At 69.6% G+C, this 15,011-nt stretch carries 16 protein-coding genes; 8 read left to right on the top strand and 8 right to left on the bottom strand.

What is annotated here, in order from left to right:
- Positions 1-108: 108 nt before the first annotated feature.
- Complete coding sequence (locus tag AOM45_RS10285; RefSeq protein ID WP_030472136.1) at positions 109-810, top strand: SDR family NAD(P)-dependent oxidoreductase; 702 nt, start codon at positions 109-111, stop codon at positions 808-810.
- Here AOM45_RS10285 and AOM45_RS10280 read toward each other — a convergent pair.
- Positions 807-1,538 (bottom strand): AraC family transcriptional regulator, encoded by a 732-nt coding sequence (locus AOM45_RS10280; protein WP_030472137.1) that lies wholly within the window; start codon positions 1,536-1,538, stop codon positions 807-809. The two genes, AOM45_RS10285 and AOM45_RS10280, sit on opposite strands and share 4 nt — an antisense overlap.
- 53 nt (positions 1,539-1,591) lie before the next feature.
- Here AOM45_RS10280 and AOM45_RS10275 point away from each other — a divergent pair, with 53 nt between their 5' ends.
- Positions 1,592-2,725, top strand: coding sequence for an MFS transporter (locus tag AOM45_RS10275; protein WP_236703282.1), 1,134 nt, complete (start codon positions 1,592-1,594; stop codon positions 2,723-2,725).
- Positions 2,726-2,748: 23 nt separating this feature from the next.
- The gene (locus AOM45_RS10270; protein WP_236703280.1) at positions 2,749-3,609 is read left to right on the top strand and encodes an exodeoxyribonuclease III; all 861 of its coding nucleotides are present in this window, start codon (positions 2,749-2,751) and stop codon (positions 3,607-3,609) included.
- Positions 3,610-3,650: 41 nt separating this feature from the next.
- Here the strand turns inward: AOM45_RS10270 and AOM45_RS10265 are convergent, their stop codons facing one another.
- From AOM45_RS10265 to AOM45_RS10250, 5 genes are all read right to left on the bottom strand, one after another.
- Complete coding sequence (locus tag AOM45_RS10265) at positions 3,651-4,961, bottom strand: HAMP domain-containing sensor histidine kinase (RefSeq protein WP_030472140.1); 1,311 nt, start codon at positions 4,959-4,961, stop codon at positions 3,651-3,653.
- Entirely contained in the window at positions 4,958-5,629 is a 672-nt protein-coding gene (locus AOM45_RS10260) for a response regulator transcription factor (RefSeq protein WP_030472141.1), read from the bottom strand. The genes AOM45_RS10265 and AOM45_RS10260 overlap by 4 nt, the downstream gene beginning before the upstream one ends.
- A 4-nt stretch (positions 5,630-5,633) precedes the next feature.
- Positions 5,634-5,756 carry a hypothetical protein gene (locus AOM45_RS53445; protein WP_269083635.1) on the bottom strand — a complete coding sequence of 41 codons (123 nt, stop codon included), beginning with the start codon at positions 5,754-5,756 and terminating at the stop codon, positions 5,634-5,636.
- 5 nt (positions 5,757-5,761) lie between these two features.
- Positions 5,762-6,124: a hypothetical protein gene (locus AOM45_RS10255; RefSeq protein ID WP_030472142.1), complete on the bottom strand. Its 363-nt coding sequence runs from the start codon at positions 6,122-6,124 to the stop codon at positions 5,762-5,764.
- 67 nt (positions 6,125-6,191) lie between these two features.
- Positions 6,192-7,064: a tetratricopeptide repeat protein gene (locus tag AOM45_RS10250; protein ID WP_156094273.1), complete on the bottom strand. Its 873-nt coding sequence runs from the start codon at positions 7,062-7,064 to the stop codon at positions 6,192-6,194.
- 159 nt (positions 7,065-7,223) lie between these two features.
- Here AOM45_RS10250 and AOM45_RS10245 point away from each other — a divergent pair, with 159 nt between their 5' ends.
- On the top strand, positions 7,224-7,583 hold the full coding sequence (locus AOM45_RS10245; RefSeq protein ID WP_030472144.1) for a hypothetical protein: 360 nt from the start codon (positions 7,224-7,226) through the stop codon (positions 7,581-7,583).
- A 15-nt stretch (positions 7,584-7,598) separates the two neighbouring features.
- Here AOM45_RS10245 and AOM45_RS10240 read toward each other — a convergent pair whose 3' ends face one another.
- Positions 7,599-8,375: an STAS domain-containing protein gene (locus tag AOM45_RS10240; protein ID WP_051784467.1), complete on the bottom strand. Its 777-nt coding sequence runs from the start codon at positions 8,373-8,375 to the stop codon at positions 7,599-7,601.
- A 235-nt stretch (positions 8,376-8,610) separates the two neighbouring features.
- On the opposite strand from AOM45_RS10240, the gene AOM45_RS10235 reads away from it, so the two are divergent.
- Positions 8,611-10,794 (top strand): ATP-binding protein, encoded by a 2,184-nt coding sequence (locus tag AOM45_RS10235; RefSeq protein ID WP_051784468.1) that lies wholly within the window; start codon positions 8,611-8,613, stop codon positions 10,792-10,794.
- Positions 10,795-10,867: 73 nt separating this feature from the next.
- Here AOM45_RS10235 and AOM45_RS10230 read toward each other — a convergent pair whose 3' ends face one another.
- A complete protein-coding gene (locus AOM45_RS10230) occupies positions 10,868-11,932 on the bottom strand; it encodes an LCP family protein (protein WP_236703277.1) in 1,065 nt (354 codons plus the stop codon).
- Between the two features lie 34 nt (positions 11,933-11,966).
- Between AOM45_RS10230 and AOM45_RS50705 the strand changes: the two genes are divergently transcribed.
- The 3 genes from AOM45_RS50705 (at position 11,967) to AOM45_RS10215 (ending at position 15,002) form a co-directional block, all read left to right on the top strand.
- Positions 11,967-12,386, top strand: coding sequence for a DUF6542 domain-containing protein (locus AOM45_RS50705; protein ID WP_030472148.1), 420 nt, complete (start codon positions 11,967-11,969; stop codon positions 12,384-12,386).
- Positions 12,387-12,468: 82 nt separating this feature from the next.
- Positions 12,469-14,361 (top strand): bifunctional polysaccharide deacetylase/glycosyltransferase family 2 protein, encoded by a 1,893-nt coding sequence (locus AOM45_RS10220; RefSeq protein ID WP_035913017.1) that lies wholly within the window; start codon positions 12,469-12,471, stop codon positions 14,359-14,361.
- A 77-nt stretch (positions 14,362-14,438) separates the two neighbouring features.
- The gene (locus AOM45_RS10215) at positions 14,439-15,002 is read left to right on the top strand and encodes a TetR-like C-terminal domain-containing protein (protein WP_059362320.1); all 564 of its coding nucleotides are present in this window, start codon (positions 14,439-14,441) and stop codon (positions 15,000-15,002) included.
- Positions 15,003-15,011: the final 9 nt, after the last annotated feature.

Raw genomic sequence — 15,011 nt, 5'->3', positions numbered from 1 at the left:
GCCGGATCCTACTCAGCGGTTAAGTCGAGGGTGCCCTCGAATTCTGTGGTAGCGTCGGGCGGTGTAAGTCGAGGGTTGCCTCGAATTATCTGGGGAAGGGTGAAATCCATGTCTCCCACCGCACTTGTGGTCGGTGTTGGTCCTGGGCTCGGCATGTCCGTCGCGCACCGGTTCGGGCGCGAGGGCTACGACGTCGTGCTGATCTCGCGTCGCGCTGAGCGGCACGCCGGCTACCTGGCCGCGCTCGCCGAGGCGGGTGTGCGGGCTCGGGCGTTCGCCGCCGACGTGCGCGACCGCGAGCAGTTGATGTCCACATTGGACTCGATCGGGCCCGTCGACGTCCTCTACCACGGGCCGGGTGCCACCGACCTCGACGAGGTGCCCGTGGAGATCACGAAGATCACCTCTGACGACGCGCGTGACGCCGTGAGCTGGCTCTACCCGGCCGTTGACGTGGTCGGGCACGTGTTGCCGAGTGTGCTGGAACGCGGTGGCGGGCTGTTGTTCGCCGGCGGGCTCAGCGCGGTTCGGCCGATGCCGGTGCTCGGCGCGCTCGCTCTCACGTCGGCGGCGTTGCGCAACTACGCCCTGACGCTCAACGCGGCGCTCGCGGACAAGGGCGTGTACGCGGGCACGCTCACCATCGGCGGTGTCGTCGAACGGGGTGACATCCACGAGATGGTGGCGAGCAGGCCCGAGCGGTTCGGGGACCTGGCAGGGCACACGCTCGACCCCGACGACATCGCCGAGGTCGCGTGGCAGATGTTCGTCAAGCGCGACCGTGCGGAGGAGGTGTTCTCCGTGCTCTAGCGGTACGAACCGGGGGTGTGGCCGAGCGAGCGCCGGAAGACGTCGATGAACGCGCTCGCGGTGGCGAACCCGCACCGCTGCGCCACGGTGGTGACGGGCTGTCCTTCCGCGAGCAGGCGCAGGGCGTGGTAGAGCCGCAACTGCGTGCGCCACTGGGGAAAGGTCATGCCGGTGTCCTCGCGGAACAGCCGGGTCAGCGTCCGGCCGCTCGCGCCCGCCTCGCGGCCGAGTGCTTCGAGACCGCGTGTGTCCGAGGGGTCGGTCTCGAGCACGGCGCAGACGGCCGCGAGCCGCGGGTCACGGGCGGCCGGCACGCGCACCGGTCGTTCGGAGGCGGTGGCGAGCTGGTCGAGCAGCACGGCGCGCATTCGTTTGCCCGCAGGGGTTTCGCGGTCGTCCAGCTCCGTGTAGGCGATCAGCAGTTCACGCAGCAGAGGAGACACGGCGAGCGCGGTCGGTTCGCGGAGCGTCAACGGATTGCGTGTGAGGCCGAGGAAGTGCAGCCGGGTGACGCCGTACGCGCGGTGGGCATGCACTGTGCCGGAGGGGATCCACAGCGCGCGGTGCGGGGGAACGATCCACCGCGACGCCTCGGTGTGCACGGCCACGACGCCGTGACTGGCGTAGACGATCTGGTTCTCGTCGTGCCAGTGCGCGGTCACACCACTGGCAGCCGCCAGGTCGCGGCTCGTGGTCGGCGCCGCCGGCAGATGGCGAGAATTCGACATACATCGGCATAATATCGGAATCGCGAACCACCTGGGACGCCGACGATCGGTGCGTGAACACCTCTCGATGGCGGATGACGGTCCTGGTCGCGGGCCACGCGGTGGACGACCTCTACCAAGGGGCCGTTCCCGCCGTGGTGCCGTTCCTCGTCGCCGAACGCTCCTACAGCTACCTCGCGGCGGCCGGCATCACGGTCGCCGCGACGCTGCTCTCGTCGGTCGTGCAGCCGTTGTTCGGCCTGCTGACCGATCGCCGTCCGCTGCCGTGGCTGGTCCCTGCCGGCATGACGGTGGCAGGGGCGGGCATCGGTCTGTGCGGCCTGAGCGACTCGTACCTGCTGACCTGGCTCGCGATCGCGTTGTCGGGCCTGGGCGTCGCCGCGTACCACCCGGAGGCGGCCAGACTCGCCCGCCGCGTCGCGCGTGACGGTCACGTCGGGATGAGCTGGTTCGCGGTCGGCGGCAACGCGGGGTTCGCGCTGGGACCGGTGCTCGTCACGCCGGTTCTCGCTCTGGGCGGCCTCGGCGCGAGCCCGTTGCTGATGATCCCAGCGCTGGTGGGTGGAGTGGTGACGCTGGCGGCGATGCGCGGCGTGCGGGGAGCGGACGCCGTCGAGGCGCGTGCCGGACAGGACGACTGGCGCCAGTTCGGCCGACTGACGGTCGTGGTCATCGCACGGTCGATGGTGACGTTCGGCCTGAGCACGTTCCTCGCCCTGTGGGTGGCGCAACGGGCAGGAGGCCTCATCGCAGGTTCGGTCGCGTTGGTGCTGTTATTCGGCATCGGTGCGTTGGGCACGCTCCTCGGCGGCGTGCTCGCTGGCCGATGGGGCCGCATCCGGGTCGTGCGGGTGTCGTACGTGCTCGCGGTGCCTTCTGTCGCAGGAATCGCCATCGCACCAGGACCAGCCGTCTACCTGTTCGTCGCCCTCGCCGCGTTGACGTTGTACGCGCCGTTCTCCCTGCACACGACACTCGGCCAGGACTACCTGCCGAACCGCCTGGGCACGGCCAGCGGCATGACCCTGGGCCTCGCGGTCAGCGTCGGAGGACTCGCGGCACCCGCTGTCGGCGCGCTCGCCTCCGCGACCACGCTGCAGTGGGCCCTGCTGTCGTTGCCGGTGCTGCCGGTGATCGCGTGGGTGGGCGCCAGAGGACTGGCCGAACCTGCTCGATGCGCGTTCTAGGCGCGATGGCTACGGTTGGGTGCGTGCGAGTGGCGACCTGGAACGTGAACTCCGTCAAGCAGCGCGTGCCGAGGCTCCTGCCGTGGCTCGACCAGCGCAAGCCCGACGTCGTGTGCCTGCAGGAGACCAAACTGGCCGACGACGCCTTCGCCGCGCTGCTCAGCGAGCCCCTGAAGGAGCGCGGCTACGAAATCGCCGTGTTCGGCGAGACCCAGTGGAACGGCGTGGCGCTGCTGTCCCGCGTGGGCCTGGACGACGTCACGGTCGGAGTGGCCGGCGCACCGGGCTTCCCGCACGTCGAGGCACGCGCCGTGGCCGCCACGTGCGGCGGAGTGCGCGTGCATTCGCTGTACGTGCCCAACGGCCGTGAGCCCGAATCAGACCACTACAAGTACAAGCTGGAGTGGCTCGCCGCGCTGCGCGACGTGCTCCAGGCCGGCCCCGCGGACGCCGTGGTGTGCGGCGACATCAACATCGCCCCCACCGACGCCGACGTGTTCGACCCCGAGGCCTACATCGGCCAGACACACGTCACCGAACCCGAGCGAGCGGCGTTGCAGGCCATCGAGGCGTTGGGGTTCCACGACGTCGTGCGGCAACGGTGGCCCAACGAACGGATCTTCAGCTACTGGGACTACCGCGCCGGCATGTTCCACCGCGACCTGGGCATGCGCATCGACCTGATCCTCGCCTCCACGTCCGTCGCGCCGCGGGTGAAGGCGGCGTGGATCGACCGGCACGCGCGCAAGGGAACCGGGCCGAGCGACCACGCGCCGGTGATTGTCGACCTGGACGAGGCGCCGGACGGGGACATCGGGCCCGTGGTGCCGCCGCCGTCGTCGCCTGGGGCCAAGAAGAAGGTCAAGCTGCCCCAGTCGAAGTAGGTGAGGGATCAAGGGCCACCGTCTCGCCGTGGAGGCCGGGGTCACCCCGAGAAGGCCACCGGTGGCGGCAGCGTCACGGTGAAGGCCGCCCCTCCCTCCGCCGCCGGCCCCGCCGCGATCGTCCCGCCCATCCGCGTCACCAGCCCGTGCACCAGCGCCAGGCCCACGCCGGTCCCGACCGGCCGCGACTCCTGGTATCTGGCGTGCAGCACGCCCCGGTCGAACGCCACCGGGTAGTCCTCCGGGGCCAGGCCCGGGCCGCCGTCGCGCACTTCCAGGACCGACGACAGCGCGAGCACCACCGGGTGGCCTGCTGGGGTTACGCGCAGGGCGTTCTCCATCAGGCCGTCGATGACTTGGCGCAGGCGGCGTGCGTCTGCCCACACGACCGGGGACGACGACACCTGCAGGGAGAACTCGACCCCGCGCGCGTGGCAGCGGGCGTGCCAGACCTCGGCGGCTGAGCGGACCACTGGTTCCAGTGCCACGGCTGCCATGTCCAGGCGGAAGTCGTCGGCGCCGAGTCTGGCCAGGTCCAGCAGGTCCGTCACCAGGCGGTCGAGACGGCGGGCCTCGTCCAGGATCACCGTGCCGACCGGTGCCACCTGTGCGCCGGACACCACGCCGTCCGCCAGGGACTCCGCGAAGCCCGTCACGGCGGTCAGCGGGGTGCGGAGCTCGTGGGAGACGGACAGGAGGAAGTCGCGCTGGCGGGCCTCGCTGCGTTGCAGGGCGTCCGCCAGGGAGTTCACGGACACGGCCACCTCGGCCAGTTCGGACGGGCCGGAGACCGGTACGCGGAGGTCTCGGCGGCCCGCGCTCATCGAGTGGGCCACGGAGGCCACCCTCCGCAGCGGGCGGGCCAGACCGACACCCAGGGCGAGGCCTGCCAGACAGGCGACCACCAGGCCCACGCCCAGGGCGAACAGGATGTTGCGGACCAGCTTGCGGTAGGAGTTGCTGGTTTCGGTCTCCTGGACCAGGGCGAAGCCGCCCGCCCCCGACGGACGGGCTTCCACGTTCAGACGGCCGCTCACCCCGGACACGGCGGAACCCGACAACACCTGTCCTGCCTTGACTTCACGTGCCGCGCGGACCGCGGCGCGATCGGAGCCCGTCACCTCGCCGGAGGCCGAGATCCGCACGATCGCGATGCCCTGCCCCTCGAGGATCTGCTCCACGCGGTTGTTGGCGATCTGGCCCGCCACCACGTCGGCCTGGGAGCGCAGGATCTCGCGGCTCACCTGCTGCGAGGTCGAGAGCACCAGGCGGATCGACACTAAGCCCGCCACCAGCACGGCGACGAACGCGACTCCCAGGCACAGCAACGCGATCCGGGTGGCGAGGTTCACGACGCGTCCGCCGAGTAGCCGACGCCGCGCACCGTCCGAATTGGACTCGACGTGCCGAACTTGGCGCGCAACTGCGCGATGTGGACGTCAACGGTTCGTGTGCCTGCCACGGAGGAGTAGCCCCACACCGCGCTCAAGAGCTGCTCACGGGAGAACACCTGCCGTGGATGCTTCATCAGATACGACAGCAACCCGAACTCCGTTGACGTCAACGAAATCTCATCAGCACCGGCGAACGCACGCCGTTCGCCCACATCGAGCCGTACCGAACCCACCTGCAAGACGTCCGACACACCGCCAGAAGAACGTCGCAGGACCGTGCGAACGCGTAGAGCGAGCTCGCGAGGGCTGAACGGCTTGGTGATGTAGTCGTCGGCGCCCAGTTCCAGGCCCAGCAGGCGGTCCACCTCGTCGTCGCGAGCCGTCACGAACAGCACCGGGGTCCAGTCGCCTGCCGCACGCAACGCGCGGCAGACCTCGATGCCGTTCATGCCGGGCAGACCGACGTCCAGGACCACCGCCACGGGTGACAGCGACCGGACCGCGGCCAGTGCCGCGTCCCCCGAGGACTCCAGGTGCACCCCGAAGCCGTCGCGCCGCAGGTACAGCGCGACGAGCTCGGCGATCGCCGGTTCGTCCTCCACGACGAGCACCAGGCCACGTTCCACGCGTTCACCCCGGCTGGTTGATGTCCGACTCGATGCTGTTCAGCGTTGATTCCACATCATCGAGGTCCGGCACCTGCGCCTCACCCCGGCACGCCGTCAGCGACACGAGCAGAACCAGCGCCGCCACCCACCTCACTTCGACCCGCAGTGCTCGGACTTGAACTTGGCGATCCGCTCGCCCGCCTTCGCCAGCTTGACGAGTTGCGCGTCACGCAGCTTCAGCCGTGCGTCCAGAACGTCCGCACGCGCCGTGTTGCCGGCCTTGCGCGCGTCGGCGGCCTTCTGCTCGATCCACTTCTTCGAGCCCAACGTCTCCGGGCTCCCGTTGATCTTGTCGGTCAGCGCCTTGACCTTGGCCTCGACCCTGGGGACGCGGTTCGAGCAGATCTGCTGCACCTTCTCCGGGCTGATCGTGATCGGTTCCTGCGCCGACGCGGTTCCCGCGCCCAGCAGCAACATCCCCGCCACGAGCCCACCGATTCGCGAAATGTTCATGACACAGAACGATGACCGCCCACGATCAGAAGCGGGTCCGCCGAATGTTCGGGTTCTGCAAAGATCACTACCGCAGCGACACCCCACGTGCTGCCGCTGCCTTCATCATCAGCCGCAGCCGGTCCCACACCCGTTCCGACCGCAGTCCCTCCGCGGCGGTGACGGCCTGGGCCCCGACGGTCCGGCCCTCGTCGACGTCGCCGTCCAGGAAGTGGCACGAGGCGAGGGCGATCAGGCAGAACGTCCAGCTCCGCGCCATCGCCGGGCCGAACTGCTCGATCGCGGACGTCAACGCGGGAATCGCGCGCCGGGTGTCCCCGAGCTCGGCGTGGACCGTGCCGATCATCGCGGTCAGGTCGGTCTCGTCGCGGAACCGCGCCCAGTCCGGCACGTGCGCCAAATCCGCCCGTGCGAACGCTTCCTCCGCTTTCCCCAATTCGAGCAACGCCTCATGAGCACGCGCCTGCCGTGCATAAGCCCACGCCGCGTTGGAATGCATGATGCTCGCCGCCAACGGTGCGACCGCACCCCTCTGGAAGTACGCCAACGCATCACCCGGTGCGCCGTGATGCAGGTGCACGCGCCCACGGCGGTACACGATGTTGGTCGTCAGATCCTCGTCGTGTCGCGCGAAGTCCAACGCACGGTCGAAGTGGTGGTACGCCGCGCCGACCTGTCCGCTGTCGAACGACGTCCACCCGGCCAGGTTGTGCAGATCCGCGACGGCCGACAGCAGGCGTGCCCGCACGACATCCGTTGCCGCGGCCGCGAGCAGCTGCTGGGCCCAGTAGATCCGCACCACGACCGCGTCGCGGCACGCGCCACCGCCGTACTGGTAGTCGACCGACCTGAGCGAATGCGTCTGCGCCTCCAGCTGTTCCACATCGCTCATCCCGATGCGGGCGGAGTGCGGGGGAGGGAAATACGCAGGATCTGCCATGTGGAACACCTCTGCGCCGCGCCTACTGAATCTGAGCGTAGGGTGCTCGCCGCAGGGTGAGAAGAGAGTTCCGCGTCAGGTGGAATTCGAACGAAAGCGCGATTAAACAGGTACTAATGCGGGTATACCAGCGCTCCTGAGCGGAGCATCGTTCTGCCCATGAGGCGACGTGGACACCTGCGGCTGGTGAGCTCCTGCGAGGCCGAGGACACGACCCTCACCGCGGTCCTCAGCGCCGAGGACCTGGCCGAGGAGCTCGGTCTCGACCCCCACGCCCGTGTCACGTGCGGCCTGCATCGTTGCTGGTTGCACCAGTGCGTCGCCTCACCGGACCACGTCATTCCCGTGACGGGCCATCGCTGGTGCCGTCCGTGCGGCCGCCCTCTCGAGGTGTTCGTCGACGAGACGACTGCGCGCCTGTCTTGTCCCAGGTGCGGTACCGGAACGCCCGACACGGCGGCGAATCGCCAGGTCGTCAGGGCGTGCCGCACCAGCATCGCCGCGATGCACGCGCAGTAGAAGGACCCGGAAGCGTTAAGCCTGGTGGGTGAAGACGGTGGCCTCCGGGAGATAGCTCGGGGGCCGCTGGCTGTCGGACGGCACGTCGAGCAACGCCCAGATGATGTTCCGCCCACCGCCCGCAGGCGTTTCTCCCATGGAGAAGTTGCACACGGCTATGGATGCGACGTTGCGCCGCATGATGTGCCACTGCCTGAGGTCGAAGCGTGCGGTCGTGCGCACGGCAACGGACAACTTGTCACCGCGCATGCGCAGCAGCAGTGCGAGGGGACTGTCGTCCTCGATGTGCGACACCAGCTCAACGGCCACTTGCGGTGCGACGTCGAGCATGGACTGGACGCCCCACCGCTCGCAGGCGCGTTCGGTGATCCGCTCGGCGACGTGCGGCAGGCAGCGGCACGTCGGCAGTGCCGCGTCCACCCGGTCCTCGTGCCGCAGCCGCACCACCGCTGCCACCGCGGACGTCGTGGTCAGGTGCATCGGGATGTGCCGGGGCAGACCTCGCGACTCCAGCGTCGAGCGCAGCTGGTGGTCGCTGACGACGAGGCTCAGCGAGATACCGGGCCAGCGCGCCGCGGACAGCCACACGACGTCGAACACCACGAGCAGCGCGGGTGACTCCGCGACGAGGTCGTCGAGCTCCACCACCACGCCGACGAGCTCCTTGGTGGCGCAGTCGAGCAGCACGTCCTGCACACGCAGGTATGTCGACCAGTCGAGTCGTCCGCTGAACCGGACCACGAGGACGCCGTTCTGCTCCCGGACGTTCACGTCGAGGCTGTCACCGGCCATGATCCGTCCCCTCCCACTGGCACGACCCGACGTTCCACCATGGCGACGTCACCGCGGGAGCCCTAGGGGGTAACTACCCGTGTTTCGGCGTTGGTACCTCCGGGGGACCGCATTGCAGCGGGAGATTGGGCCCACCTAGGGTGCCGCTGTGGGCGGTTTGCTTTCCCCAGGACGCAAAGGCAATTTGCCTGCTGACACAACTACTTTCGTCGGCCGCAGGCACGACGTCGCCGAGGTGAGGAGACTGCTGTCCGAGTCCCGCCTCGTCACCCTGACGGGTGTCGGCGGCGTCGGCAAGACCCGGCTCGCGTTGCGGGCGGCGGCCGAGACGCACCGGGCGTTCCGCGACGGCGTGTGGTTCGTCGAACTGGGCGGCGTCGTCGACCCGGAACTGGTCGTGCACACGGTCCTGGAGCAGCTGGGCGTCCACGACGACACGGTCCGCAAGCACCGCACCGTTCTGGTGGAACACCTGCGCGACCGGCAGATGCTGATCATTCTGGACAACTGCGAACACGTCGTCGGGGCGACCGCCGAGCTCGTGGACGCTTTGCTGCGCGGCGTACGCGGTCTGCGCGTGCTCGTGACCAGCCGCGAACGCCTGGGAGTCGACGGCGAACACCTCTGGCAGGTCGCGCCGCTGCCACAGGATCCGGCGCTGGCGCTGTTCGCCGAACGGGCCGCGGCCGTCGAACCCGGCTTCACGCTCGGCCCGCACAACCACGAGAAGGTCCGGCAGATCTGCGCGCTCCTGGGCGGAATCCCGTTGGCCGTCGAACTGGCCGCGGTGCGGCTGCGCGTGCTCACGCTCGACCACCTCCTGTCCAGATTGGACAACACGTTCCGCGTGCTCGCCGACGGCAAACGCGGCGGCGACCCGCGCCACCAGACGCTGCAGGCCGCGGTGGACTGGAGCTTTCACCTGTGCACGCGCTCGGAGCAGATCCTGTGGGCGAGGGCGTCGGTGTTCTCCGGTTCGTTCGACCTCGAGGCCGCGGAACGGGTCTGCTCCGGTGACAGCGTCGCGCGCGACGACGTGATGCACGCTCTCACGGGCCTGGTCGACAAGTCGGTCGTGGTGTCGGAGCAGCACCCGTGCGGCACCCGGTTCCGGCTGCTGGAGCCGTTGCGCCAGTACGGCCTGGAGAAGCTGCGCGCCGCCGGTCGCGAGCAGGTGATGCGCGAACGGCACTGCGACCACTACATCGAGTGGGCACAGCGGCGGGAGAAGGAGTGGTTCGGCCCGGCCCAGCCGCAGATCTTCACCCTCACCCGCCTGGAACACGCGAATCTGCGGTCAGCGCTGGACTTCTGCTTCGACCACGAGGGCGACGACGGCGTGCGCCTCGCCGGCACGCTGTGGTTCTACTGGGCCGGGTGCGGGATGCTCGGCGAGGGCCGGCACTGGCTCGACCGCGCGCTGGCGAGGGCGCCGGAGGGCCCGTTGCGGGCGAAGGCGCTGTGGGTCAACGGTTATGTGGCGACGTTGCAGGGCGACCTCACCGCCTCCGTGCGGATGCTGGAGGAGTGCCGCGAGTACGCCGAGCGGACGGGTGACGCGGCCTCGCTGGCCTACTCGACCCACCGCCTCGCCTGCACCCACCTCGTCGGCGACGACCTCGACCTGGCGGACGGCCTGTTCGAGGAGGCGGTGTCGCTCTACCGCAGCCAGGGCACGGTCAACAGCCACACCATGCTGGCCGGCATCGAGCTGGCGATCTCGGCGACGTTCCGGCACGACTTCGAGGCGGCGGAACGACTCTGCGTCGAGGCCAAGTCCGTCGGCGAGGAGCACGGCGAACTCTGGGCGCAGGCGTACGCGATCTACGTGCTGGCGTTGTGCGCGTGGGTCAGCGGCGACTTCGCGCGTGCCGACCAGTTCGGCCGGGAGTGCCTGCGGATCAAGCGGACGTTCCACGACCTGCTCGGCATCGTGCTCGCGATCGAGGTGCTGGCCTGGATCGCCGCCTCGCAGGGCGACACGGCACGGGCGGCGACGTTGCTGGGCGCCACCAGCGAGATCTGGCAGTCGGTCGGCTACCCCATGTTCGGGTCCCGGTACTTCGGCGCCCCGCACGGCGAATGCGAGGCCACGGCCATCTCCGCGCTGGGAGACCAGGAGTTCCGCGCGCTGTTCCGCAAGGGCATGGACCTGGAGCTGGAGGACGCCATCACGTTCGCCATCGGTGAGGAGCTGGAGGAGCCGCCGCAGCCGATCGTGGCGGCGCCCACGCCGTTGACCCGGCGCGAGCAGCAGGTGGCAGACCTCATCGCCGGTGGCATGTCGAACAAGGAGATCGCGGCTCGGCTGGTGATCGCCCGCAGGACCGCGGAGGGGCACGTCGAGCGGATCCTGCAGAAGCTCGGTTTCAGTTCACGGGCGCAGATCGCCACGTGGGTGACTGAGCGGCGGAACTAGCGCCGCACAACAGGACCGCGTGCGCGGTGCAGGCCTACGACAAGCCTGCACCCGAACCGGTACGACGTCGCCGCTAGTCCACGCACGGAATGCCGTCGTTCGGCGGCGGGGGAGGCGGGGCGGTGGCCAGTTCGGTCACCTTCGCCTGCACCTTGGCCTGGTCGACCTTGTTGACGTCGAGCCCGCCGAGATGCGCGCTGCCCTCGATCGGCAGCGTGTCGAACCGCACCTCCGACGGCAGGTTCCTGGCGAGGTCCGCCAGGTCGAACCGGGCGTCCAGCACGACGTCCTGCTTCGCCATGTCGATCATCGCCTGCACCGCGGTCACGTCCGCGCCCTTCAACCGCTTCGTCACGGCCGACAGGAACGCCTGCTGCCTGCGCGTGCGGCTCAGGTCGCCGTGCGGCAGCCCGTGCCGTTGCCGCACGAACGACAGCGCTTGGCCGGCGTCGAGGTGCTGCGGCCCCGCGGGGAAGTCCGCACCGGACAACGGGTCCTTCGTCGCGGCGCGCAGGCAGACGTCCACCCCGCCGAGGCCCTCGGCGATGTGGAAGAACCCGATCAGCGAGATCTCCACGAGGTGGTCGACGGGCTGGTTCAGGAACGTCGACACCGTCTCGACCTGCGCGCGCCGTCCGGCCTCACGTCCCGCGCGTTCCAGCTCCCGCTTGTCGTGCGTCCCGGCGGCGCGCAGGCGGTCCTCCTCGACGATCTTGGCCCGGCCGTACGCCTCCTTGATCTTGCCCTCGCCGCCTGACGACAGCGGCACGAGGTTGTCGCGCGGCACGGACATCGCCACCGCGGGCCCGGAAGCGGGGACGTGCAACAGGATCAGCGTGTTCGCGTTGTAGCCGCCGCGGTCGCTCTCACCCGCCTGCATGCGCCGCAGCACGTCGTCGGGCAGCGGCTCGCCGTGCAGGTCCAGCCGGGTGGTCAGACCCATGATCAGGATGTTGCGGCCGGACGTCGAACGGGGAGCGTTGTCGAGCGCGTAGGACCGCTCGACGCTGGTCGAGATGGTGGACACGGTCGACCACGCGATGCCCGCGGCGACGAGGACCACGGCGCACAGGCTCACCCACGCGGCGCGCAGCAGGACGAGCAGGACCGTGCGGTGACGGACACCACGTGATTTCACCAACAGGACACCCCCTGAACTATTCTAGGTGGTCATGGGGGTTGAGCTGCCGAGTCTGGCGGCGGTCGCGGTGCTGGCGGTGTTCGCGCAGGCGGGAATCTGGCTCGACGGAGACAACCTCGGCGTGCCCTTCGGCGTGTGTCTGGTGACGGGCGCGGTGATCGCTTCCGCACTCGTGCGTCGCGTTGGGTTGTGGACGGTGGCACCGGCGCCACCGGTCGTGTTCGTCGTCGCCGCCGCGGGCAACGCCGCGTGGCAGCGGCAGTCGCACCGGCAGTCGTGGTGGGGGAGCAGCGAGGAGTTCGCCGCCGACGCGGTCCCGTGGTTCGTGGGCGGGTTTCCGTGGCTGGCGGCCGCGGTCGGGGCGGCGCTGGTCGTCGTGGCCGTCCGCATGATCACTTGGGGGAAGCAGAAGTGCAGGTCTTCGTCGACGGCAACGGCGGCAGACGGGTAGTCGCGAGGCTGGTCAGCCTGACTGTCGCGAGTGGACTGATCGCGTTCGCCGCCGTGGTCGGTGGCACGCTGCTGGGAGCGTGGTGAACCGCACCCCGCGGGTGCACTGGATCTCCATCCTGCTCGGGCTGCTCGTGCTGATGAGCGTGGTCTCGTTCCACGCCTACACCGCGGTCAGGCCCGAGCCGGTGCGGCACGTGGGAGCCGTGCGGGAGTTGCCGGAGCACACGCTCGCGCTGGCTTTCCACGGCGGTCCGGATCCGAAGTGGACACCGCGTGCGCTGGACGTGCTCAGGGACGCCGGGGTCAGGGCGACCTTCTTCGTCACCGGTGCGCAGGTCACCCGCAATCCCGAGGTGACCAGGCGGATCGTCGCGGAGGGGCACCAGATCGGCATCGACGGCTTCCGTGCGGAGGGGGACCACACCAACCCGCTGAACCTGGCGTTCGCCCAGGCCGCGCTGGCCGACGCGCTCGGCGTGCACGCGCGGCTGGTCGGCGCGCCGGCCGAGGTCGACAGCGGTGACCGCGACTTCCAGGACATCGGCACGCTGGTGCGGATGTCGTTGCGGGAGAAGGGAGGCGTGGTCCGGCTGCACGACGACGGCAGCATCGGTGCCGACATCGCCCGCGAGCTCGTGAAGGCGCCCGGCTACCGGTTCGTCACGGTCTCCGGCGACCAGGTGGTCGAGGCCGGCGCGACGGAACGGTTCACCGGCACCGTCACGACGTGGTCGCAGCGCAACGGCGGTGTGGTGCTCGTGCTGCTCGGCACGGCCATCGCGATCGCCGCGCTGCTCGGCATCCTGCGCACGCTCATGCAACTGGGGCTCGCGCACACCGACCGCCGGTTGCGCAGGGAGAGCGAGCAGGCGCCGGCGCCGTGGTTCGCGCCACCGGTCTCGGTCGTCGTCCCGGCCTACAACGAGGCGCTGAACATCGCCGCCACCATTCGGTCGATCGCCGCCAACAACCACCTCGCCGACGTCGAGGTGATCGTGGTCGACGACGGCTCGACCGACGGCACCGCGGACCGGGCCGAGGAGCTGGACCTGCCGGGCGTCACCATCATCAGGCAGGCCAACCAGGGCAAGCCCGCGGCGCTCAACGCGGGCATCCGCCGGGCGCGGCACGACGTGCTGGTGCTGCTCGACGGTGACACGATCTTCGAGCCGGACACGATCGGTCAGCTCGTGCAGCCGTTCGCGGACAACGGCATCGGCGCCGTCTCGGGCAACGCCAAGGTCGGCAACCGTCAGGGCGTGCTCGGGCGCTGGCAGCACCTCGAGTACTGCGCTGGCTCCAACCTGGACCGGCAGATCCTGCACGCACTGCGCTGCATCCCGACGGTGCCGGGCGCGATCGGCGCGTTCCGCAAGGCCGCGATCACCGATGTCGGCGGGGTCAGCGACGCCACGCTGGCCGAGGACACCGACCTCACGATGGCGGTCACGCGCGCGGGGTGGCGGGTGGCCTACCGGCCCCAGGCGAAGGCGTGGACCGAGGCGCCGGTCACCGTCCCCAGCCTGTTCCGTCAGCGTTATCGCTGGTCGTACGGCACTTTCCAGGCGATGTGGAAACACCGTGGCGCACTGGTGGAGCGTGGGCCGATGGGCCGGTTCGGACTCATCTACCTCGTGGTGTTCCACCTGCTGCTGCCGCTGCTGGCCCCGATGATGGATCTGTATGTTGTATACGGTTTTCTGGTGGCCGATGCGCCGCTCGCGGCCGTTGTGTGGACGGTATTCCTTCTACTGCAGACAGCGAGTGCGGGCTACGCGCTGAGGCTGGACGGCGAGTCGCTCAAGCCGTTGTGGGCATATCCCCTACAGCAGATTGTATACAGGCAGCTGATGTATGCGGTCGTCATCCAGTCGTTGATCACGGCGGTGCACGGCACGCAGCTGCGGTGGATGTCGGTGCGCCGCACGGGTCGGCTCGCGGACGCACCCGGCGGTACTGTGCACGTCACTTAGGGCACGTCACTTAGCGCGCGTCACTCAGCGCACGTCACTCAGTGCACGTCACCTAGCCGCCCGGTGAGAGGAAGTCGGTGGGTCGCACGCCCTTGGACGCGCCCGCGCGTCAGCAGGAGCTCTTCTCCGCCGTGCTCGCCGTGCTGGCCGAGGTCGGCTACGCCCGGTTCAACATGGATCTCGTCGCGGCCAGGGCGCGTGCCAGCAAGGCGAGCCTCTACCAGCGCTGGCCGTCGAAGGCGCGGCTGATCACGGCCGCGTTGAAGGCGAACCTGCCCGAGCTGCCGCAGCCGGACGAGGGGACGTTCGCCGAGGACGTGCGGCAGATCCTGCGCGCGTGGGGCGAGCCCACGCCGTTCGACACCGCCGGGATCTTCCTCGGGTTGCTGGAGGGCAGCCGCCAGGACGCCGATCTCGCGTGCCTGCGCGAGGAGCGCATCGACCGCGCCTACACGGAGCACCTCCAGATCGCGGTGGACCGGGCGAAGGCGCGCGGTGAGCTGCCGGAGTGCCTCGACGCCGGCATTCTCATCACCGCGCTGATCTCGACTTTCGTGCTGCGTTCCGAGGAGCACGGCGTGATCGACAGCATCGTCGACGGGCTGCTGCGTCCGCTGATCGGTACCTTTCGGACCAAATAACTCGTCAGA

The organism is Lentzea aerocolonigenes, from assembly GCF_000974445.1.
Classification (GTDB): Bacteria; Actinomycetota; Actinomycetes; order Mycobacteriales; family Pseudonocardiaceae; genus Lentzea; species Lentzea aerocolonigenes.
This window is presented reverse-complemented; position numbering and strand designations above follow the sequence as displayed.